The organism is Actinoplanes lutulentus, from assembly GCF_003259845.1.
GTDB lineage: Bacteria > Actinomycetota > Actinomycetes > Mycobacteriales > Micromonosporaceae > Actinoplanes > Actinoplanes lutulentus.
Genome location: NZ_QLMJ01000007.1, coordinates 115,606 through 137,965, shown reverse-complemented (window position 1 = coordinate 137,965; position 22,360 = coordinate 115,606). Strand labels below are relative to the sequence as shown.

The following is a 22,360-nucleotide window of genomic DNA, read 5'->3' as shown; positions in this document are numbered from 1 at the left end:
GTGGGTGGGTTAGGGGTGAGTGGGCACCGGTCGCGAGACGGGCCGGACGGCCTTGAGGGGCAGGTGGTCGCTCGGGGTGCTACGGGCGTCCTGCGAAACGCGTACTAAAAAGGGGTTTTGACCAGGAACCATTCGACGCCGCCTTGTGCGTCGCGGTACGGGGTTGCGTTGTCGAGGGGTACCGGGGTGGGGCCGTAGCGGGCCAGGCGGACGGCGTCGGCGGAGCCGTCGGCGGAGAGGAGGAGGTATTGGATGTGGTGGGCGGTGGGGTCGGCTACGGCGGCGGCGAAGTCGCGGTCGGGGGTTATGACGAACTGGTCCGGGTTGTCGCTGGCCAGGACGACGCCGAAGGCGTAGGCGACATCGGTCAGGACCGCGCCGTCGGGGAGGTTCATGGCGTCTAGGTCGGACGCTACCTGGGTGTTGATTCTGTGCAGGTCAGAGGTGTTGAAGCGGCCGCTCTCGGTGACCCACTGGGCCTCTTCGCGGGAGAGGTTGGAATCGGACAGGATGCTGAACATGGTGGGGAACGCCGCGAGTACCAGGACCAGGGATGCGGCGGTTACGAACCGCTGGCGGGCGTCGGCTATCAGGTGGGCGGCGAGCAGGACCGCGAGCGGGACCACCGCGATGTGGAAGCGCAGCCAGCCGAAGGACGTGCCGGAGAGGAACGCCATCGCGTCGAAGGCCAGGACCGAGCCGAGGACCGTGATCGGGGCGAGGATCGCCAGGTCGCGGCGGTGCCAGGCGAAGGCCAGCGCGGCTATCAGCAGGATCGCGGCGAAGGGTGCCAGGCCGGTCATCTGATGGCCCCAGTACGAGAGACGGCCGGCCAGATCGTCGCCGGTGACCGAGCCGATGTCCGCGGCGGACGTGCTGACCTGGGCCGAGTTGCCGTATTGCGAGGAGAACGTGGCGAACCACTGACCGACGATGATCTTGCTGGCCAGGGCCCAGAGGGCGACGGCGAGAAGGCCGGGCAGGCCGACGATCACGGCGTCGGTCCGGGCCAGGGCGCCGTTGCGGCCGCTGCGCCACCAGGTGATCGCGGCTACCAGGGCGGTCACGGCGGCCAGCGGCGCGAGGGCCTCGTAACGGGCGCCGTAGGAGAGGGCGAGGGCCAGGCCCAGCGGGACCAGTTGCTCGACGCGTTTCTCCACGAGCCAGAGGTGCAGCGAGCGGACCGCGAGCATCAGGGTGAAGAGGAAGCATGCCTCGCTCATGCCGTTTCCGGCGTAGAGGAGGGTCATCGGGTGCAGGGCGAAGGCCGCGGTGAGCGCGATCTGCAGCGCCCGGTTTGCGACGATCTTCTGGATGACCGAGTGGAAGAGCCCGACGGTCGCGGTCATCAGCGCGGCTGATGCCAGGACGGCCAGCAGCGATTCCTGGGTCAGTGCCGGGAACACCAGCGTCAGCGGCAGGAACGGGATCAGCAGCAGCGACGGCAGCGGGTTCCAGACGAAGCCGATCGCGGCCAGGTGCGGGTCGCGGCTGAAGATCGTGTAGTACGCGTTGGCGAGGCGGCTGCTGGAGTCGCCGGGCATCAGGTGGTAACGCCAGAACCAGATGGCGATGCCGAGGTAGAGGATGCCGGTGACCAGCACGACCACGTTGATCTTGCGGGTTTTGACCGGAGTGTCGACGAGTGTCATTTCGAGGCCTCCTGCAGGTGCAGCCCGTGGGTCGTCTTCTCCCAGTACGAGGGTTTGACGACCAGCTGCCACGCGGCCTTGGCTCCGGCGAGGCTCATCATGGCCCAGTACAGCGGCGAGAGCAGTGCGGTTCCGAGGAGATCCGGGCGGTCCATCGTGCGTACCGACAGGACGTTCAGGTAGATCACCGTGGCGTTCCCGAAGATCAGGCAGAACAGTCCGATGTAGTAGTACGGCGGGATGAAGATCTCCTCCATGATCGGCGGGCGGTCCAGGAACCACAGCAGCGTGGTGGCCCAGAGCACCGCGTTGAGCACCGCCGCCAGGGGAGTGCCGCCGACGAAGAGGTTCAGGCAGAGCAGCCCGCGCCAGCCGAGCTGACGGAACGTGGCCCGGGGTGAGCGCAGGTGCACCAGCCAGGTCATCAGGTAGCCCTTGTACCAGCGGCTGCGCTGCTTGATCCAGTTGATGAAGTCGGAGTTCGCCTCCTCCAGCGTCACCGAGTGCAGCACGCCCACCCGGTAACCGGATCGCGCCAGCCGGATGCCGAGATCCGCATCCTCGGTGACGTTGTAGGGATCCCAGGCGCCCAGCTCACGCAATTCTTGGGTACGGAAATGATTGCTGGTGCCGCCGAGCGGAATCGGCATCCGCAGGGCCACGAGTCCGGGGAGCAGGGAGCGGAACCAGGTGGCGTACTCCAGGGAGAACCAGCGGGTGATCCGGTTCTGATCCACGTTGAAGTAGCTCAGCTCGGCCTGCAGGCAGACGTAGTCCTTGCCGAGCCGGCGCAGCGCCACCACGGCCCGGCGCAGCTGGAGCGGATCCGGGATGTCCTCGGCGTCGTAGATCGTGACGAACTCGCCCCGGGACTGTTCCAGGCCGACGTTGCACGCCTTCGGCTTCGTCTTCGGCTGGGACTCGGGCACCACCAGGATTCGGACGTGGTCGCCGCTGATCGACGCCTCGGCCGCTTCGATGGTCTCCCGGTCGTCCTCTTCGAGGAGCAGGATCACTTCGAGCTTGTCGCGCGGGTACTCGATGGCGCCGAGGTGCGTCATCAGCATGCCGATGACGCTGGGCTCGTTGTACGCCGGCACCAGCACGGTGTAGATCGGCAGCTCGTCGTCGGGGACGGCTCGCGCGTCCTCGTCGCTGACGCGTACCTGGTGCTCGCCGCGGCCGGCGGCGTAGACCAGGACGACCCGGAAGATGATCGCCGCTCCATAAGCGAGGGTCACCACCGCGACGATGGTCTGCAGGACGAGCATCGGCCGCAGGATCGCGATGATGCCGATGATCAGGAGCGCGATGACGAGGCCGGCCTTCTGGGGGCGGGTCAGCACGACGTGGGCGGAGTGCGGGTTGTTCCCGTTCCGCACGGGGTCACTCGTGTTTCTCACAGCGCTGCTCCCGCGCTCAGGGCGATCGCGACAGAGCCCAGGGTGAGCAGAGCGAAGCGGGCTCTTGGCAGAAACATCGCGCTATTTCCGTTTTTCATGGGGCTCCAGCGAGCAATGAAGATCGTGACGGTGGCGGCGAGGGCCAGGTCGATGAAGATCGGTTTCTGCGCGATCCGGAACGCCTCCGGGCCGAAGAGCCGGCCGGCTAGCAGAACGGTGAGGATCGCGCCGACGGTCACCGCGATCACGGTGAGCGTTCCGGCGACGATCCGGACGAGCGCGGAGCGGCTGAACCCGGAGATGATCAACGCGCTGATCACGAGGCAGGCGATGGCGCCGAACAGGGCGAGGCCGGGCAGCTGGCCTCGTTCCAGGAGAAGGCTGTTGATGGACAAACCGTCTGCGCTGTTGATCGGCCCGGCCGGTTGGCCGAGGGTTTGGATGATCGAGCTCAGTGCGTCGTCGACGGTGTTCCGGACGCTTGCGGAACTGACAGCCGCGATCGGCAGGAGCAGCAGCACCCAGCGCAGCCGGGCCGCCGTGCGGGTGCCGACCAGCAGGATCGCGGCGCCACCGAGGTAGAAGAGCGCCGCTGCCTTGTCCAGGGAGGAGAAGATCAGCAGAGCGGCGGCGGCCACCATGCAGGCCGTCGCGATCAGGCCGTCGGTCTGCCGGTCGTGCACGTTCGGCTCGTGGTCGGAGGGCCGCAGCCGCCCGGCCACCAGCGCCACGGCCGCGGCCAGCGGGATGATCAGCGGGACCGTGTCACCCCGCGTGCCGACGCCGGCCCAGCCTGCCGTGAGCAGCGCCGGGAAGGCGACCGCGGTGAGCACCAGGGCGAGCAGCAGCCGGACCTGTGCGGTGCGCCGGACCGTGTTCATCAGATCGTTCGGTGTGCCGTAGACCCACGAGGTCGTCACCACGTACCGCAGCAGGAAGACCACCACGATGGCGAGCACGTTGGCACCCAGATAGTGCAGCCCGCCGAGCTGCACCAGAGCGAAGAGCAACCCCAGGTGTACGGGTGTCAGCGTGTTGTTGAGCAGCAGGAACCGGCCGAACCGGTGTCCTCGGGTCCGCTCGCCCGGTGGCATCACCAGGTTGTCGACGACCACGAAGTTCCAGATGATCGCGACCTGCACGGCGAGGAACGCGGCGACCAGGTACGGCAGACCGGCCACCTCGCCGAGCGCCCAGAGCGCCGCCGAGTTCACCGCGGTGCCGGCCGCACCGGCCAGCGCGAAACCGAGCATCCGGCCGGTCGCCGACCGCGGGTGGCGCAGGGTGGCGACACGCAGCCCGGCGAGGTGCCGCCCGTACCGCAAACCCTCACGCAGGGACGCCTTGCTGTCGCCGGCGGTTCGCGGCTGGAAGGTGTACGGGACCTCGGCGATCCGCTCGACCCGATTCCGGACGAGCACTTCGAGCAGGATCTTGTAGCCGTCCGGGCGGAGCTCCTCCGGCCGGATCGCGTCCCGGCGGATCGCGAAGAAGCCGCTCATCGGGTCGGTCACGGTCCGCAGCCGGCGCGGGAAGAGCACCTTGGCGGCCAGCCCGGTGGCGCGGGACGCGAACCGGCGGAACAGCCCGCCGAGCCCGTCGACCCGGCCGCGGTCCAGGTACCGGCTCGCCACCACGGCCTGCGCCGTCTCGTTGCGGCCGGCGGTGAGCAGGTCGGGCACGGTCTCCGGCGGGTGCTGGAGGTCGCCGTCCATCACCACGACCCAGGGCGCCTGCGCCGCGGCGAACCCGGCGGCCACCGCACCGCCGAGGCCGCCGTCGCGGTGCCCGGCCGTGCGGTGCACGAGCCGGATGTCGTCGTCGGCAAGTGACGCGATCACCTCGGGGGTGTCGTCGTCGCTGTCGTCGACGAAGACGATCTCGCCGGGCATCTCGCCGAGGGCGGTCCGGAGTCGTTCGACGAGGGGACCGACGTTGTCCGACTCGTTGCGCGTCGGTACGACGACACTGACCATGGGCGGTGCTTTGGTTTTCAGCGGGACTGGTGCGGTCGGTGCGACGTCCACCATTGTCGTCTCCTCAGAGGACATTCTGGTTGAATCTGGCCAGGGCTCCGCCGCCGCGCTCGTAGAACTCGACGATCACGGTGTGCTCTCCCGCGGCGACCTCGATGTCAGCGGTGAACGTGGTGGGTGCGTGGTCGGACCAGCCGTCGACGACGGTCACGCCGTCGAGCAGCACCCGGATGCCGTCGTCGCCGGTCGCGCTGAAGCGGTACGTGCCGGCCGCGTACTCGGCGGTCCGGGTCCAGCGGGCCGACCAGCCGTCACCGGGCAGCGCCGGGTCGGGGCTGCCGGCGCCCCAGTCGAAGTTGATGTTCTCGTCCTGCCTCGTGGCGACAGGTGTGCCGGCCAGCGCGGTGCCGGCGAAGAACTCGGCGTCCCAGGTGTCGTCCGGCGCCACGTCGCCGATCCGCTGGTATCCGAACTGGGCGATCGCGCCGCCGTCGTACTCGTAGTACTCCACCCGGATCTGGTGCGTCCCGGAGAGGACCAGCCGGTCGGTGCTGAACGTGTCGTTCTGGTTGACCCACTTGTCGACGATCGGGACACCGTCCAGATAGACCCGGATGCCGTCGTCACTGCGCCCGGAGAACCGGTAGACACCGGCCGGCAGCGTGTCGGTACGCGTCCACCGCGCCACGAAGTGGTTCTCGTCGACAGCCGGGTCGGGTGAGCCGCCACCCCAGTCGTTGCTGATCACCGAATCGGTACGGGTGAGATCCGGTGCCCGCGCCGGAATGGCCGGATCAGCGGTGTTCCAGAACTCGGCCGCCCAGTCCGGTGGATCGGTCGCGTCGGCGGTCTGCCGGAAGGCGAGTTTCGCCACGGCGTCACCGAAGTTCTCGTAGTACTCCATGACGATGGTGTGCGGGCCGCCGCTGAGCAGGGTCGTCTCGGTGTTCACCCGGGCCGCGCCGTCCGCCCAGTCGTCGATCAGCCGCAGGCCGTCGACGGTGAGGCGTACGCCGTCGTCGGCGGTGGTGGTGAACTCGTACTCACCGGGGGCGAGGCTCACGGTGCGGGTCCAGCGGGCCGCGAAGTGATCGGTTGCCGCGATGGGGGATCCGGTTCCCCAGTCGTGGTCGACCGCCGGCTCGTTCTGGGTCAGCGCCGGTGCGGTCACCGGCAGGGTCGGCGAATCGTTCGCGCCGGTGATGTCCCAGTACTCGGCCTTCCAGGTGTCGGACGGCTGGTCGATCGCGGCCACCCAGTCCAGCTTGGCCAGTGCCTCGCCGCCCGCCTCGAAGTACTCCATGGTGATCGTGTGGGTGCCGGCGCCCAGGTCACCGACCCAGTCGTACGCGGTGCCGGACTGCCCGTTCCACTGGTCGAGGACCAGCTCACGGTCGATGTAGAGGCGTACGCCGTCGTCGGAGACCGTGGTGAACCGGTATCGCCCGCCGGCGAAGTACTGCTTCTTGGTCCACCGCGCCGAGAACTCGTCGGCCGGCACGGCCGGGTCGGGCTTGCCCGCACCCCAGATGAAGTCGACAGCCGGGTCGGAGCGGGTCAGTAGCGGCGTCCCGGCCAGGTTGCGGTTGCCGTAGAACGTCGCGGTGAACGCGGGGGAGGGCGCGTAGTTCGCCGTGAACGTGGCCTCCTGCGCGGGCGTCACGATGCTGTGCCGGATGCCTTTGCCGTCCGACCAGCCGGTGAAGTGCAGGACGGTTCCGTCCTCGGCGGTGGCGGTCGGTGGGGCGTACACCTCGCGCTGGAAACCGACCACGCCGAGCCGCTCGTGCGGCGTCGTCTCCGGGATGCCGTCCAGATAGAGCGGCAGCCCCGGCGGGTTCGTGGTCAGGGTGAACGTGCTGGTCAGCGGCCGGATGTTTATCGACTTGGTGGCGCTGAGGCCGTTCGCGTCGGTGGCCGTCGTGGTGATCCGGTACCAGGTGTCGGCCGAGGACTCACCGGTGACCGGGATGGTGAACTGGCCGGCCCGGCCGGTGAGCGGCCCGACGAACGGGTGGATGTGGGTGCCGTGGTGCAGCACCACGTTCGTCGTGATGTCGTTGTCGTCGAGGTCGAAGCCGGCCGCGTCGGTGGCGAACGAGTTGTAGGTGATCACGTCGCCGGCGCGGTAGGTCGAGCCGTCGGCGGGGACCGCGATGCGAACCGTGGGCGGGATGCCCACCTGGATGATGATGGGGACGGCGGAGTTGGCGTTGCCCTCGCTGTCTCTGACGGTCAGGGTGACCTGATAAACGCCGGTCTGGCTGTAGGTTTTTGTCGGATTTTTACTGACACTTGTCGTGTCATCCCCGAAATCCCACTCGAAGGTCAGATCGTCCCCGTCGGGATCAGTGCTGCCCTCACCCGAGAAGTGCACCGTCAGCGGCTCGTCGCCGCCGGTCACGTCGGAGGACGCCACCGCTGTCGGCGCGTGGTTGCCCAGGCTGTAACTGACCTTGTAGAGCCGTCCCGGGATGAACGTGAGGTAGTACAGCGAGCCGTCCGGCCCGACCTTCATGTCCACCACCGAGCCGGCGGTGGCGTCGAAGTCGGTCACGCTCGTGGCGTTGCCGGCCGCGTCCAGAACAGCGCGCCGGATGAAGCCCTTCGCGTAGTCGGCGAAGAAGAGGTTGCCCTGGTACTCGGCGGGAAACTGGTCACCGCGGTAGATCGGACCACCGGTCGCGGCCGCACTTTCCCCGTTATGGGGGTAAACGTAAATGGGGTCGGTGAAACCGGCACAGTTCGCGGCACATATGCCTTCTTTGAGCGGCCAGCCGTAGTTGCCGCCCTTGACGATGTGGTTGACCTCTTCCCACGTGTAATCGCCGACGTCGCCGCCGTAGAGCTGACCGGTGAGGCTGTCGAACTGGAACCGCCAGGGGTTGCGGAACCCGTACGCCCAGATCGCCTGCTCCTTGCCGGCCTGGCCGTAGAACGGGTTGTCGGCCGGGATCGAGCCGTCCTTGTTGATCCGCAGGATCTTGCCGTGCGGGTTGCTGAGGACCTGGGCGTTGCTGGAGTAACCGTTGTCGCCGACCGCGAAGTACATCTTCCCGTCCGGTCCGAACCGGATGCTGCCGCCGACGTGCAGCTGCTGGGAGAGTGACTCGGTACGGAAGATCGTGTACGGCCCGTCGGTACCCACGTCACCCGAGGCGTCGAACCGAACCAGGCGATTGTGCAGGTCAAGCCCGGTGTAATAGAAGTAGACGTAGTGATTGGCGACGCCGAACTCGGGGTCGAACGCGATGCCGATCAGTCCGCGGTCACCGCTCGCCTCGCTCGGCAGGTCGGCGAACGGTGTAGCGAGCAGGTGACCGTTCTTGTAGATCCGGATCTTCCCGGACCGCTCCAGGATGAAGATCCGTCCGTCCGGGGCGATCTCGAAGCCCGATGGCTCGTTCAGGTCGGCGCCGATCACCAGCGAGGTCTGGAAGTCGGGTGGAGGAGCCGCGTAGGCCGGTGGTGGCTCAAGGAGCGTCGCTGCCAGCACAGCGACAATGATCATGATGAATCGCGTCCTCACGGTTCCCCCCAGTTTCGTCCGCGACTACCGAAACTAGAGGGCTGTCATTTCCGGTCCGGACCGGACGGCTGAATGGTAAATGACGCACTTGATTCCCGAGGATTTCCGGCTCGGGCTTTCCGTACCAAAGTGGACTGTCCCCGCAAAAGGAAATGGATCACGGAATTCCGTGATCCATTTCCGTTACCGTTTCCGGCAGGTTATCGAATGGGAACGTCCAGGTAGGACCCGCCGCCGTCCGCGCCCTGGCGGCTTCGCCGGCGCCGGAGCGTGGTCAGATCCGAGAATGTGGAGATGATGACATTCTCGTTACCGGCAAGTAACGTGACTCGTCGGTAGCTAAGGGGGTACAGGTGCTGTACGGAGCCCCGGCAACGCGTCGACGAGATGCCCAGCGCAACCGTGCGGCCATCCTCGAGGCGGCCAGCGAAGTGCTGACCCGCAGCGAGGGTTTCGCCCTGATGCCCGAGATCGCGCGCCGCGCCGGCGTCGGCCAGGCCACCCTGTACCGCCACTTCGCCGACCGGCACGCCCTGCTCGCCGGCGTCATCAGCTACCAGCTCGAACGGCTTGAGACACACGCCGCGCACACCGACTTCCGTACGCTCCTGCGCGAGACCCTGCACTCGCTGGTCTCGCTGCGCGGGCTGGTCAGCCTGGCGCGCCGGCTCGACCCGGCCGCCCAGGAGCGGTACCTGCACCGGGTGATCGCCGCGTTCACCGGACCGTTGCGCCGGGCTCGCGACTGCGGGCACGTCCGGCCCGACCTGGAACCCGGTGACCTTGCGCTGCTCTTCGCGATGGTGCAGGGCGTCGCCGAGACCACCACCGACGTGGCGATCGCCCGCGCCGCCGCGGACCGATCGGTCGACCTGTTGCTGGAGGGCGTGTTCCGGCCGCTCGGCTGATTCGGCGTACTAACTCCGGTTGAGGCGCAAGGTGCGCAGCGAGGTTTTGAGCAAGTGGGTTTTGAGGGTTTCGTCGGGAAGGTCGGAGAGGGACGACTCGGCGCCGGCCATCACCAGGCCGCCGGCGACCATGGCGACGTCCACCCGGGTGGCCGGGGACGGGTCCGGGCCGGTCAGCAGCTCCACCAGTTCGGAGATCACCGTCATCGACGGGTGCTGGCGGACCAGGCGGCTCACTACCGGATCGAAGCTCAGCACCGCTGACAGCCGCCGGTGCTCGACCACCAGATCGACCACCGCGTCGAGGACATAGCGACGCCGGGCCGCGGGAGTTCTGCGGCGCGCGGCCGAGGCGGCGATCGGGGTCAGGCTCAGCAGGACCGGGTCGATGACCGCGAGGACGATCTCCTCCTTCGTCGGGAACTGGTGGTACACGGCCGCCTTCGTGACACCCATCCGGTCGGCGATCATCTGCAGCGACGTGCCGCTCACGCCGTGTTCGGCGAAGAGCTCCAGGGCTGCTGACAGGACCCGTTCCCGTGCGGTTCGCATGGTCCGATCGTACCGAGATCTTGTTTCTCGGCTAGCCGAGCGGCTAGGTTGCCGATCATCTGTGAGTAGCCGATCGGCTAGGAGACGTAACGTGTCCGAAATCTTTGATCGTGAAGTTGACGTGCTCGTGGTGGGTACCGGGGCGGCGGGGCTGACCGCCGCGATCGCCGCTGCCGACGCCGGCGCGAAGGTTCTTGTCGTGGAGAGCACCGGCAAGTGGGGCGGGACCACGGCGCTCAGCGGCGGCGGGCTGTGGATGCCGACGAACCCGCTGATCCGGGGCGAGGACTCGGTGGAGAAGGCGCTCACCTACATGCAGGAGGCGATCGGCGACGTCGGGCCGGCGAGTTCGCCGGAGCGCCGGCGGGCGTTCGTGGAGACCGTGCCCGAGGTCTTCGAGCTGCTGCGGAGCAAGGGTGTGCGGTGGGTGGCGTCGCATGACTACCCCGATTACTACCCGGACCGGCCGGGCGGCATGGTCGGGCGGGGCATCGAGGTCGAGCCGTTCGACACGAAGAAACTCGGCGAGTGGTTCGAGACGTTCCGGGGCCGGGACAGCATGCCGGCGCCGCTGAAGACCGATGACGTGTGGCTGCTGTCGCGGGCCTGGTCGACGCCGAGCGGGTTCGTCCGGGGTGCGCAGTTCGTCTTCCGGACTCTCTTCGGGCTGGCGACCGGGAAGCGGCTGTTCGGGATCGGGTCGGCGTTGACGGCGAGTCTGTTCGGAATCGTTCGTGAGCAGGGGACGTCAGTTCTGTTGAACACCCCGTTGACGGAGCTGATCGTGGAGGACGGTGCGATCGTCGGGGCCGTGGCGGGGGAAATGCGCATTAAAACGCGAAATATCATTCTCGGCGCCGGTGGCTTCGCGCGCAACACCGAGTGGCGCGAGAAGCACCACGGCACCCCGGGATTCACCTCGGCCGCCGACGGTGACCTCGGTGACCCGATCCGGCTCGCCGCCGAGGCCGGCGCGACGCTCGACCTGATGGACGACGCCTGGTGGGGCGCGTCGGTGCCGCTGCCGGACGGGCATCACCAGTTCGTGTTGTCCGAGCGGTCGATGCCGTACAGCATCGTGGTGGATCAGCAGGGTGACCGGTACACCAACGAGTCGGCCAGTTACATCGACTTCGGTCACGCCATGCTGGAGCGGTCGAACGCCATCCCCAGCTGGCTGATCCTGGACACCAGGCACCGGCGGCGTTACCTGTTCAACGCGTTCCTGACCGGCACGAAGAAGCTGCGCTCGGCGGGGATCGTCCGGTCGGCGGCGACTCTCGAGGAGCTGGCGGGCGTTCTGTCCATCGAGCCGGCTCGCTTGCGGGCGACGGTCGACCGCTTCAACGGCTTCGCCCGCAGCGGTGTCGACGAGGACTTCGGCCGGGGCCGCACGGTCTACGACAACTACTACGGCGACCCGACGGTGAAGCCCAACCCGAACCTCGGCACGATCGAGAAGGGCCCGTTCACCGCGGTCCAGCTCGTTCCCGGCGACCTGGGTACGAAAGGCGGCCTCCTCACCGACGAGAATGGTGCCGTTGTGGGCGTTTCCGGTCTCTACGCGGCGGGCAACACCACCGCGTCAGTGATGGGCCGGACCTACCCGGGCCCGGGCTCGACGATCGCGCCCGCAGTGGTGTTCGGGTACCGGGCGGGCCGGGCGGCGGCGACGAGCCTGGTCAACGGGTAACCTGAGACCTTCGCGAAGCGCCATGCCGGCGCGTGCGCGGAGACATCGAAGGAGTTGATTTCCGCCGTGGGCGGATACGGGTGGCAAGTTGTCCTCGTCGTAGTGCTGGTGCTGCTCAACGCGGCCTTTTCCGGTAGCGAGATGGCTCTCATCTCGCTACGGGAAGGCCAGTTGCAGAGACTGGAGAGGCAGTCACGCACCGGGAGGACGCTCGCCAAACTGGCGCGGGATCCGAACCGGTTCCTGGCGACCATCCAGATCGGCATCACCCTCGCCGGCTTCCTGGCCTCGGCGGCTGCCGCGGTCTCCCTGGCGCAGCCGCTGGTCAAGCCGCTGAGCTTCCTCGGTACGGCCGCCGACACCGTCGCGATCGTGCTCGTCACGATCGTCCTGACGTTCTTCACCCTGGTCATCGGTGAGCTGGCCCCGAAACGGATCGCGATGCAGCGCGCCGAGGGCTGGGCCATCATGGTCGCCCGGCCGCTCGACATCATCGCCACGATGAGCCGGCCGGTGATCTGGCTGCTCGGCAAGACCACCGACCTGGTGGTGCGCCTGGCCGGCGTCGACCCGAACGCGAGCCGCGAAGAGGTCAGCACCGAAGAGATCCGCGACATGGTCGCCCAGCAGCAGGACTTCACGGCCGAGCAGCGCACGATCATCTCCGGCGCGTTCGAGATCGCCGACCGGATCCTGCGGGAGATCCTCGTCCCCCGCCGTGACGTGCTGATCCTGCCGGCCGAGACGCCGGCGGCGGAGGCCCTGGACCGGCTGGTCGCGGGCGGTCACTCGCGGGCGCCGGTCACCGGCCCGATGGGTCTCGACGACGTCCTCGGCGTGGTCCACCTGCGTGATCTGATCGGCGCGCAGGGCCCGGTCCGCGAGTTCATGTTCAACCCGCTGTTCCTGCCGGAAACGCTGAAGGTCTCCGACGCGATGCGCCAGCTGCGGTCCCAGCACCAGCAGTTCGCCATGGTGGTCGACGAGCGCGGCGCCATCGACGGCATCATCACGATGGAAGACCTGGTCGAAGAGGTCGTCGGCGAGATCTACGACGAGACCGACCGGGACGTGCAGTCGGTCATCCGCGAAGAGGACGGGACGATGCTGCTGCCCGGCACCTTCCCGATCCACGACCTACCGGACATCGGCGTCGACATCGAGGAACTCGACGCCGGTGACTACACCACGGTCGCCGGCCTGGTCCTGGCCCGCCTCGGCCACATCCCGACCGAGACCGGCGAGACCGTCACGATCGACGGACACACCGCCGAGGTCGTCGAGATCACCGGCCGGGCGATCACCAGGTTGCGGCTGCGTCCGCTGGCCGAGAAACCGTCCGAGGACGTAGCGGTCTGACGGCTTCCGGGCGGGTGTTCTGCGCGACGTGGCTGTGTCGTGGCGCACGACGCATCCCGCCCGGTCGCGGTCCCGCTCGCCACGACTTAGGCTGCGCCGGTGTCCATGATCATCGCGTTGGCGCTGCTCGGCGCGGTGCTCGCGTTCGCGGTAGCGCGGCCCAGGGGATTGCCCGAGGCCGCCGCGGCGGTTCCCGCCGCGTTGCTGGCCGTCTGCCTAGGCCTGGTCACTCCGGCTGCGGCTCTTTCAGAGGTACGGGAATTAGCACCGACAGTGGCATTCCTGGCGGCTGTTCTGGTTCTCGCGTACACGGCGGAGCGGCACGGGGTTTTCGAATACGTCGGAGCGGTGGTGGCCCGCTCCGGCAAGGGCCGGCCCCGCCGCCTGCTCGGCGCTGTCTTCGGGGCGGCCGCGCTGACCACGGCAGTGCTCAGCCTGGACGCGACAGTGGTGCTGCTGACTCCGGTCGTCTTCGCTGTGGCGGCACGGGCCGGGGTCAGACCGAAGCCTCATGCGTACGCCTGCAACCACCTGGCCAACTCGGCGTCGTTGCTGCTGCCGGTGTCGAACCTGACGAACCTGCTGGCCTTCGCCGCGAGTGGTCTCACGTTCGCCGGTTTCGCGGCCCTGATGGCGGCGCCCTGGATCGCGGTGATCGCCGTCGAGTACCTGATCTTCCAGTTCTTCTTCGCCCGCGATCTCGACCTGCCGGCGTCGAAGGAGCCGGAGCAGCCGGGCCCGGCCCCGCGATACGCCCTGGTCATCCTGGCGGTCACGCTGGCCGGATTCGCGATCCTGCAGCCACTGGGCGTGGAACCGGCCTATGTCGCGGTGGCCGGCGCCGTCCTGATGGCGGTGCCCTTGCTGCGGCGCCGCACGATCAAGCCGTTCTCGCTGGTCGTCGAGGCGCATCCGGCGTTCTGCGCGTTCGTACTGGCCCTGGGCGTGGTGGTCCTGGCGGTCCGCGACAACGGCCTGGGCCACTGGGTGGACAAGCTGGTGCCGCACCACGACGATCTGCTGAGCCTGCTCGGGGTGGCGGTGCTGGCCGCTGTCCTGGCGAACCTGCTCAACAACCTGCCGGCGACGCTGGTGCTGCTCCCGGCGGTGTCGTCGTCACCGGGTCTGCTGCTGGCGGTGCTGATCGGGGTGAACGTAGGCCCGAACCTCACCTATGTCGGCTCCCTGGCCACCCTGCTGTGGCGCCGAATCCTGCACGCGCGAGACGCGGCCCCGCGAACGTCCGAGTTCCTCCGGCTGGGCGCCCTGACGGTGCCGCTGGGCCTGGTAGCCGCGGTGACAGCCCTCTGGGCCGGCCTCCACCTGTCCGGCATCTAACGAACCCACCCAAGAGCGCGCCGACCTGAGGCACAACCCACACCCAAAGCCGACACGGGCGTGGGTCGCGCGCTCGTGCGTGTCGAGTTGAGGTGCGATTCGCACCCGAAATCGACACGCTGGCGGGCGGGCGAGACGTGGGCACACGCAGGCGGCCGGCGGCGGTGATCAGGTCGCACCGAGTGTGTCCGTGAGCTCCTGTCTCGGCCCTGGCGTGGATGAAATCGCACCGAGCCGTTGCGTGTGACCTCACCCATGCGCACGGAGCCGTTGCGTGCGACCTCACCTACGCGGACCGCGGGTTCGTGCGACCTCACCGGAACTTGCCAGGATCGCGCGAACGGCGAGCCGGCAATGGCGGCGGCGAAACGGGCCGGCCATCGGGCACGGCCGACTGGCATGGCGAACGAGAAGGCCATTGGGCACGGCGAACTGGCACAACGAACAAGCAGGGCCGTCGGGTGGCAGCGGCCAGCAGAGCAGCGGCCGCAGAGCAGCAGCGGGCAGCAGGGCAGCAGGGCAGCAGCGGCATTCGGGCGGGCGGCGGCTGGCGCTGGCACTGGGCGCTGGGGGTGGTGGCGTCAACAGGGTGTGAATAACGGGGGTGGGGGCGTCTGCGTGGTGTGAACGGACCTGTCAACGCCAGGGCCGGCGAGATTTGCTTCGGGGGCAAGCAAAAACCTCTCGACTCTGGAGTTCTCCCGTGGCTGATCTCGGGTTCGTCGTTCTCACGGTGGCGCTGTTCGCTGCGCTGACCGTGCTGATCCGGGCGGTCGAACGCTGATGAGCGCCGTCAACGCTGTCGGCCTTGTCCTGGCCGTCGCTCTCGCTGTGTTTCTCGTGGTCGCCCTGCTCTTTCCGGAGAAATTCTGATGGCCGGCTGGATATTCGTGCTGTCGCTGGTCGCCGCCATCGTCGCGGTGTACCGGCCGTTCGGCGACTACATGTACCGGGTGGTCACCGGCACACGGCACAACGCTGTGGAACGGACCGTCTACAAGGCCGTCGGGGTCGACCCACAGGCGGGGCAGACGTGGGGTGTCTACGCCCGGTCGGTGCTGGCGTTCTCCGCGGTGTCGCTGCTCTTCCTCTATCTGTTCCTACGGGTGCAGGACAAACTGTGGCTCTCGCTCGGCCTGCCGGCGGTCACCGATCACATCGCCTGGAACACCGCGGTCAGTTTCGTGACGAACACGAACTGGCAGGCGTACTCGGGTGAGTCCACGATGGGCCATTTTGTGCAGATGGCCGGGCTCACCGTGCAGAACTTCGTCTCGGCGAGTGTCGGCATCGCGGTCGCGGTCGCGTTGATGCGGGGCTTCGCGGCGAAGAAGAAGACGCTGCTCGGCAACTTCTGGGTCGACCTGACCCGGATCACGCTGCGGATCCTGCTGCCGATCTGCGTGCTCGCGACGTTGATCTTCATGGTCGCGGGTGTGGTGCAGAACCTCTCCGGCGGCACCGACGTGACCACGCTGACCGGCGCGGCGCAGCACGTCACCGGCGGTCCGGTCGCCTCCCAGGAAGCGATCAAGGAGTTGGGCACGAACGGCGGCGGTTTCTACAACGCGAACTCGGCGCACCCGTTCGAGAACCCGACGACCTGGACGAACTGGCTGCAGATCTTCCTGATCCTGCTGATCCCGTTCAGTCTGCCCCGGGTGTTCGGCCGGATGGTCGGGCAGAACCGGCAGGGTTACGCGATCGCCGCGGTGATGGCGATCCTCGCCATCGGCAGCATCGCCCTGACGGTCGCCTTCGAGAACCACGGCGGCGGTACGGTCCCGCAGGCGGTGGGCTCGGCCATGGAGGGCAAGGAGACCCGGTACGGCGTGACCGGCTCGGCCGTTTTCGCCGCTGCCACGACGCTGACCTCGACCGGTGCGGTCAACTCGTTCCACGACTCGTACACCGCGCTCGGCGGCATGATGCCGATGGTCAACATGATGCTCGGCGAGGTCGCGCCCGGCGGCACCGGCTCGGGTCTTTACGGCATGCTGATCCTCGCTGTGATCACGGTGTTCGTCGCCGGACTGATGGTCGGCCGCACGCCGGAGTACCTCGGGAAGAAGATCGGCGCCCGCGAGATGAAGTTGGCGTCGCTGTACTTCCTGGTCACCCCGATCCTCGTACTCGCCGGAACAGCGGTGGCTTTCGCCACCGGCAACAACACCACAGCGCTCAATCTGGGACCGCACGGTCTCTCCGAGGTTCTGTACGCCTTCACGAGCGCCGCCAACAACAACGGCTCTGCCTTCGCCGGCATCACGGTGAACACCGGATGGTGGGACACCGCGCTCGGACTCGCCATGCTGCTGGGCCGTTTCCTGCCACTGATCCTGGTCCTCGCGCTGGCCGGGTCGCTGGCGAAACAGCAGCCGGTACCCGAGTCCGAGGGCACGCTGCCCACCCACCAGCCGCTCTTCGTCGGCATGGTCGCCGGCGTGACGGTCGTGCTGGTCGCTCTCACCTTCCTCCCCGCTCTCGCACTCGGACCCCTCGCGGAGGGCCTCTCATGACCGCCGTACTCGACAAGCACGCCGACAAGCACGCCGGCGAACCCGCCACCGGAACGGCACAGAAGCCGGTCAAGGCCGGCCTCATCGACCCGAAACAGTTCGGCAAGAGCCTGCCGGACGCGCTGCGCAAGCTCGACCCGCGCACCCTGTGGCGCAACCCGGTGATGTTCATCGTCGAGGTCGGCGCGGTCTTCACCACGGTTCTGTCGATCGCCGACCCGAGCCTGTTCGCCTGGCTGATCACCGGCTGGCTCTGGCTCACCGTGATCTTCGCGAACCTCGCCGAGGCGGTCGCCGAGGGCCGGGGCAAGGCGCAGGCCGCCGCGCTCCGATCGGCCAAACAGGACGCCGTCGCGATCCTGGCCGACGGTACGGAGATCGCCGCCACGCAGCTCAAGCAGGGCGACGTGGTCGTGGTCGAGGCCGGCCAGATCATTCCCGGTGACGGCGACGTCATCGAGGGCATCGCCAGCGTCGACGAGTCGGCGATCACCGGCGAGTCGGCACCGGTGATCCGGGAGTCCGGCGGCGACCGGTCGGCCGTCACCGGCGGCACGAAGGTGCTCAGCGACCGGATCGTCGTCCGGATCACCCAGAAGCCCGGGGAGAGCTTCGTCGACCGGATGATCGCGCTGGTCGAGGGCGCGAACCGGCAGAAGACGCCGAACGAGATCGCCCTGAACATCCTGCTCGCCGCGCTCACCGTGATCTTCCTGCTCGCGGTGGTGACGCTGCAGCCCCTCGCGATCTTCTCGAAGGCCTACCAGGCGGCGGCGCCGGACACCTCGGCGATCGACGGGAACGGCGTCACCGGCATCGTGCTCGTGTCGCTGCTGGTATGTCTGATTCCGACCACGATCGGCGCGCTGCTCTCGGCGATCGGCATCGCCGGCATGGACCGTCTCGTGCAACGCAACGTCCTCGCCATGAGCGGCCGGGCCGTCGAGGCGGCCGGTGACGTGAGCACGCTGCTGCTCGACAAGACCGGCACGATCACTCTCGGAAACCGGCAAGCCTCGGAACTCGTACCCCTGAATGGGGTTGATCCGCAAGATCTCGCCGACGCGGCGCAACTGGCCAGCCTGGCTGATGAGACGCCCGAAGGGCGTTCGGTGGTGGTTCTCGCCAAGAACGAGTACGGGATCCGGGAGCGCGAGCCGGGGCTGATCGGCGGGGCGACGTTCGTGCCGTTCACCGCGCAGACCCGGATGAGCGGTGTGGACATCGGCGATCGCAAGATCCGCAAGGGTGCCGCGGCCGCGGTGATCAAGTGGACCGGGTCGTCGAGCGCTGAGGTGGACGCGATCGTCGGCCGGATCAGCGACCAGGGTGGCACACCGCTCGTGGTGGCCGAAAACGATCGGATCCTCGGCGTCATCCACCTCAAGGACGTGGTGAAGGCCGGGATGAAGGCGCGGTTCGACGAGATGCGCCGGATGGGCATCCGGACCGTGATGATCACCGGTGACAACCCGCGCACCGCGGCCGCGATCGCCGCCGAGGCCGGCGTCGACGACTTCCTCGCCGAGGCGACGCCGGAGGACAAGCTCGCGCTGATCAAGAAGGAGCAGCAGGGCGGCCGGCTGGTCGCGATGACCGGTGACGGCACCAACGACGCGCCGGCCCTGGCGCAGGCGGACGTCGGCGTCGCGATGAACACCGGCACGTCGGCCGCGAAAGAGGCCGGCAACATGGTCGACCTCGACTCCGACCCGACCAAGCTCATCGAGATCGTGGAGATCGGCAAGCAGCTTCTGATCACCCGGGGCGCACTGACGACGTTCTCGATCGCCAACGACATCGCCAAGTACTTCGCGATCATCCCGGCGATGTTCGCGGCGGTCTACCCGGGCCTGGACACGCTCAACATCATGCGGCTGCACTCGCCGGGCTCGGCGATCCTGTCGGCGGTCGTCTTCAACGCCATCGTGATCGTCTTCCTGATCCCGCTCGCGCTGCGCGGTGTCCGGTACCGGCCGTCGTCGGCGAGCGCGCTGCTGCGCCGCAACCTGCTGGTTTACGGCCTCGGCGGTGTGATCGCGCCGTTCCTCGGCATCAAGCTCATCGACCTGTTCATCCAGCTCATCCCCGGGATCTGATCCACATGAGAATTCCTTCATGGCTCGCTCAGCACGTTGCCGCGCTGCGGGCGCTGCTCGTCTTCACTGTTCTGCTGGGTATCGCGTATCCGCTGGTGTTCGTGGGCGTGGCGAAGATACCCGGAATTTCCGATCAATCGGGTGACCTCACGCTGATCGGCCAGTCCTTCACCGATGCCGACGGCAACCCGGTCACCAAGTACTTCCAGAGCCGGCCGTCGGCGGGCGGTTACGACCCGACGGCGACCGGCGCCAGCAACCTGGGCCCGGAGAGTGTCGTCGACACCCTGTCCGATGATCCCGAGGAGGCTTCACAGAGCCTGCTCACCCAGGTCTGTGCGCGCAGCCTCGCGATCGGCAAGCTGGAGGGTGTGGACGGCAGCCGGCCTTTCTGCACGGCCGACGGCGTCGGCGCGGTCCTCGCGGTCTTCCACCGCGACGGCTTCACCGGCCCGATCACCCGGGTGGTCGCGGTCAACCAGACCGATGTTCCGTTCGTCACGACCTATCAGGGTGTGACGGTGGAGCCGGCCACCAACGGCGAGGACTACCAGGCTCTCGGCGGTGTGATCACCCCGATCCGCGGTGACGCCCCGGCCGACCCGGTCGTCCCGGCGGACGCCGTGACCGCCAGCGGCAGCGGCCTCGACCCGCAGATCAGCCCGGCGTACGCCGAGCTCCAGGCACCGCGAATCGCCCGCGAGCGGGGGATCAGCCTGGACCGGGTGCACGAGCTGATCGAGCAGAACACCGACGGCCGGGCACTGGGCTTCATGGGCGAACCGGCGGTCAACGTCCTGAAGCTGAACCTCGCTCTGGACGGCAGCTGACCCATGGCTCGCGGCGAACTGCGGATCTACTTAGGTGCGGCGCCCGGCGTCGGTAAGACGTACACGATGCTGGAAGAGGCGCACCGGCGCGCCGGGCGCGGGACCGACGTGGTCATCGCCCTGGTCGAGACGCACGGCCGCAAGCACACCGCCGCGATGACGGGCGACCTGGAGGTGGTGGCGCGCCGCGAGCTGACCTATCGCGGCGCGGCCTTCGCCGAGATGGACCTCGACGCGGTGCTGGCCCGCCGGCCCGAGGTGGCGGTCGTCGACGAGCTGGCGCACACGAACGTGCCGGGCACCCGGAACCCGAAGCGCTGGCAGGACGTCCAGGAGCTGCTCGACGCCGGGATCGACGTGCTGACCACGGTGAACGTGCAGCACCTCGAATCGCTCAACGACGTGGTCGCCCGGATCACCGGGGTCGAGCAGCGGGAGACCGTGCCGGACTCGTTCGTCCGGGGCGCCGGCCAGGTCGAACTGGTCGACATGACGCCGGAGGCGCTGCGGCGGCGGATGGCGCACGGCAACGTGTACCGGCCGGAGAAGGTCGACGCGGCGCTGGGTAACTATTTCCGTACCGGGAACCTGACCGCGCTGCGGGAGCTGGCGCTGCTCTGGCTCGCTGACAAGGTGGAGCAGCAGCTCGGCCAGTACCGGGCCGACCACGACATCGAAGCCACCTGGGAGACCCGGGAACGGGTGGTGGTCGCGCTGACCGGCGGCCCGGAGGGTGACACGCTGATCCGGCGGGCCGCCCGGATCGCCGCCCGCGGCAAGGGCGCCGACCTGCTCGCCGTGCACGTGACCCGCAGCGACGGGCTGGCCGGCGCGAACCCGGCCGAGCTGGCCCGTCAGCGGGTGCTCGCCGAGAGCCTCGGCGGCACGTATCACCAGGTCGTCGGCACCGACGTGCCGCAGGCGCTGCTCGAATTCGCCCGGGGAGTGAACGCCACCCAGATCGTGCTCGGCGCGTCCAGCCGGGGCCGGCTCGCGCGGATGCTCGCGGCCGGCGTCGGTGTCACCACGATCGCCCGGTCCGGCTCGATCGACGTGCACCTGGTCCCGCACGAACTGGCCGGCCGGGGCCGTCGCCGCGGTCCGCTGCCGCCCGCGCTGTCCCGGGGCCGGCGGATCGCCGGTTTTGGCACCGCGCTGCTCGGCCTGCCGCTGCTCACCGCCGCGCTGGAGATCGGCCCGGCGCTGCCGCTCGTCGACGACATCCTGCTCTTCCTGGTCGCGGTCGTCGGGGTGGCGCTGGTGGGCGGGCTGTGGCCGGCGCTGGTCGCCGCGGTCGGCGGTTCGCTGCTGCTGAACTGGTACTTCACCCCGCCGCTCGGCCGGTTCACCATCGCCGAGGGGCAGAACCTGCTCGCCCTGGTGATCTTCGTGGGGGTGGCGGTCGCGGTCAGCTGGGTGGTCGACACCGCGGCCCGGCGTACCCGGCAGGCGGCTCTCGCCTCGGCCGAGGCGCAGACCCTGGCGACCGTGGCCGGCAGCGTGCTGCGTGGTCAGCGGCCGTTGCTGGCGCTGCTCGACCGGCTTCGCGAGACGTTCGCCCTCGACTCGGTGACGCTGCTGGACGCGGGTGTTGCCGTCGCGTCCGTCGGTGAGGTGCGGGGTCCGGCCGACGCCGAGGTCAAGGCCGACGACGACGTGCTGGTCCAGCTGCGCGGACGCACCCTCGAAGCGTCCGACCGGCGGATCGTCGAGGCCTTCGCCGCCCAGGCCGCTGTCGCGTTGCGCCAGGAGCGCCTGGCCGCCGAGGCGGCCACCGCGAAACCCCTCGCCGAAGCGGATCGGTTGCGCACCGCGTTGCTCGCTGCCGTGAGCCACGACCTTCGTACGCCCTTGGCGTCCGCGAAGGCGTCGGTCGCCAGTCTCCGCAGCTCGGATGTGGAGTTCGACGAGGAGGACCGGGCCGAGTTGCTGGCGACCGCCGACGAGTCCCTCGACCGGCTGGACCGTCTGGTCGCGAACCTGCTCGACATGAGCCGGTTGCAGGCCGGAGCACTCGGGGTCAGTCCGGTCGAGGTCGGCGCCGAGGAAGTCGTACCCCTGGCTCTTGATGATCTCGGCCCGGAGGGCCGGACGGTGACCGTGCGTGTCCCGGAAGATCTCCCGATGTTGCACGCCGATCCGGGCCTGCTGGAGCGGATCCTGGTGAACCTGCTCGCCAACGCGCTGCGGTACAGCACGCCGGACGCACCGCCGATGATCACCGGAAGCACGCACGGCGACACCGTGGAGCTGCGGGTCATCGATCACGGGCCGGGGATTCCGAGCGATCGGTGGGACGACGTGTTCCTGCCGTTCCAGCGGCTCGGCGATCGGGACAACCACACCGGCGTCGGGCTCGGGCTGGCGCTGTCCCGGGGCCTGACCGAGGCGATGGGCGGCACGCTGACGCCGGAGGAGACCCCGGGCGGCGGTCTCACCATGATCTTGTCGCTGCCGATCGCCTTCCTCGGCCGGATGGAATGATCCATGCATGGTTCGCGA

Annotated in this window: 14 protein-coding genes; 9 read left to right on the top strand and 5 right to left on the bottom strand. The window is 68.5% G+C overall.

Annotated elements, in window-relative coordinates; translation table 11 throughout:
• Window positions 1-104 precede the first annotated feature (104 nt).
• The 4 genes from B0I29_RS17500 to B0I29_RS17485 form a co-directional block, all read right to left on the bottom strand.
• Window positions 105-1,652, bottom strand: a complete 1,548-nt coding sequence (locus B0I29_RS17500) for an ABC transporter (RefSeq protein ID WP_111650059.1) — start codon at window positions 1,650-1,652, stop codon at window positions 105-107.
• Window positions 1,649-3,055, bottom strand: a complete 1,407-nt coding sequence (locus B0I29_RS17495; protein ID WP_220091335.1) for a glycosyltransferase — start codon at window positions 3,053-3,055, stop codon at window positions 1,649-1,651. Before B0I29_RS17495 ends, B0I29_RS17500 begins: the two co-directional genes overlap by 4 nt.
• Window positions 3,052-5,031, bottom strand: coding sequence for a glycosyltransferase (locus B0I29_RS17490; protein WP_183192677.1), 1,980 nt, complete (start codon window positions 5,029-5,031; stop codon window positions 3,052-3,054). The genes B0I29_RS17495 and B0I29_RS17490 overlap by 4 nt, the downstream gene beginning before the upstream one ends.
• A gap of 64 nt (window positions 5,032-5,095) precedes the next feature.
• Window positions 5,096-8,542, bottom strand: a complete 3,447-nt coding sequence (locus B0I29_RS17485; protein ID WP_111650057.1) for a PA14 domain-containing protein — start codon at window positions 8,540-8,542, stop codon at window positions 5,096-5,098.
• Window positions 8,543-8,913: 371 nt separating this feature from the next.
• Here B0I29_RS17485 and B0I29_RS17480 point away from each other — a divergent pair, with 371 nt between their 5' ends.
• Complete coding sequence (locus tag B0I29_RS17480; protein ID WP_111650056.1) at window positions 8,914-9,468, top strand: TetR/AcrR family transcriptional regulator; 555 nt, start codon at window positions 8,914-8,916, stop codon at window positions 9,466-9,468.
• A 9-nt stretch (window positions 9,469-9,477) separates the two neighbouring features.
• On the opposite strand, the gene B0I29_RS17475 is transcribed toward B0I29_RS17480, so the two are convergent.
• A complete protein-coding gene (locus tag B0I29_RS17475; RefSeq protein ID WP_111650055.1) occupies window positions 9,478-10,020 on the bottom strand; it encodes a TetR/AcrR family transcriptional regulator in 543 nt (180 codons plus the stop codon).
• Between the two features lie 91 nt (window positions 10,021-10,111).
• Between B0I29_RS17475 and B0I29_RS17470 the strand changes: the two genes are divergently transcribed.
• The 8 genes from B0I29_RS17470 to B0I29_RS17435 all read left to right on the top strand — a co-directional run bounded on the left by B0I29_RS17470 (window position 10,112) and on the right by B0I29_RS17435 (window position 22,342).
• Window positions 10,112-11,713, top strand: a complete 1,602-nt coding sequence (locus tag B0I29_RS17470) for an FAD-dependent oxidoreductase (RefSeq protein WP_245972583.1) — start codon at window positions 10,112-10,114, stop codon at window positions 11,711-11,713.
• A gap of 66 nt (window positions 11,714-11,779) precedes the next feature.
• The gene (locus B0I29_RS17465) at window positions 11,780-13,072 is read left to right on the top strand and encodes a hemolysin family protein (protein WP_111650053.1); all 1,293 of its coding nucleotides are present in this window, start codon (window positions 11,780-11,782) and stop codon (window positions 13,070-13,072) included.
• A 99-nt stretch (window positions 13,073-13,171) separates the two neighbouring features.
• Window positions 13,172-14,410, top strand: a complete 1,239-nt coding sequence (locus tag B0I29_RS17460; RefSeq protein ID WP_181557847.1) for an SLC13 family permease — start codon at window positions 13,172-13,174, stop codon at window positions 14,408-14,410.
• Between the two features lie 783 nt (window positions 14,411-15,193).
• Entirely contained in the window at window positions 15,194-15,283 is a 90-nt protein-coding gene (gene kdpF, locus B0I29_RS17455; RefSeq protein ID WP_111650051.1) for a K(+)-transporting ATPase subunit F, read from the top strand.
• Entirely contained in the window at window positions 15,283-16,929 is a 1,647-nt protein-coding gene (gene kdpA, locus B0I29_RS17450) for a potassium-transporting ATPase subunit KdpA (protein ID WP_111650050.1), read from the top strand. The genes kdpF and kdpA overlap by 1 nt, the downstream gene beginning before the upstream one ends.
• Window positions 16,926-19,028, top strand: a complete 2,103-nt coding sequence (gene kdpB / locus B0I29_RS17445) for a potassium-transporting ATPase subunit KdpB (RefSeq protein WP_111650049.1) — start codon at window positions 16,926-16,928, stop codon at window positions 19,026-19,028. The genes kdpA and kdpB overlap by 4 nt, the downstream gene beginning before the upstream one ends.
• Window positions 19,029-19,033: 5 nt before the next feature.
• Window positions 19,034-19,858 carry a potassium-transporting ATPase subunit C gene (locus tag B0I29_RS17440; protein WP_111650048.1) on the top strand — a complete coding sequence of 275 codons (825 nt, stop codon included), beginning with the start codon at window positions 19,034-19,036 and terminating at the stop codon, window positions 19,856-19,858.
• A 3-nt stretch (window positions 19,859-19,861) separates the two neighbouring features.
• Window positions 19,862-22,342: a DUF4118 domain-containing protein gene (locus B0I29_RS17435; RefSeq protein ID WP_111650047.1), complete on the top strand. Its 2,481-nt coding sequence runs from the start codon at window positions 19,862-19,864 to the stop codon at window positions 22,340-22,342.
• Window positions 22,343-22,360 lie beyond the last annotated feature (18 nt).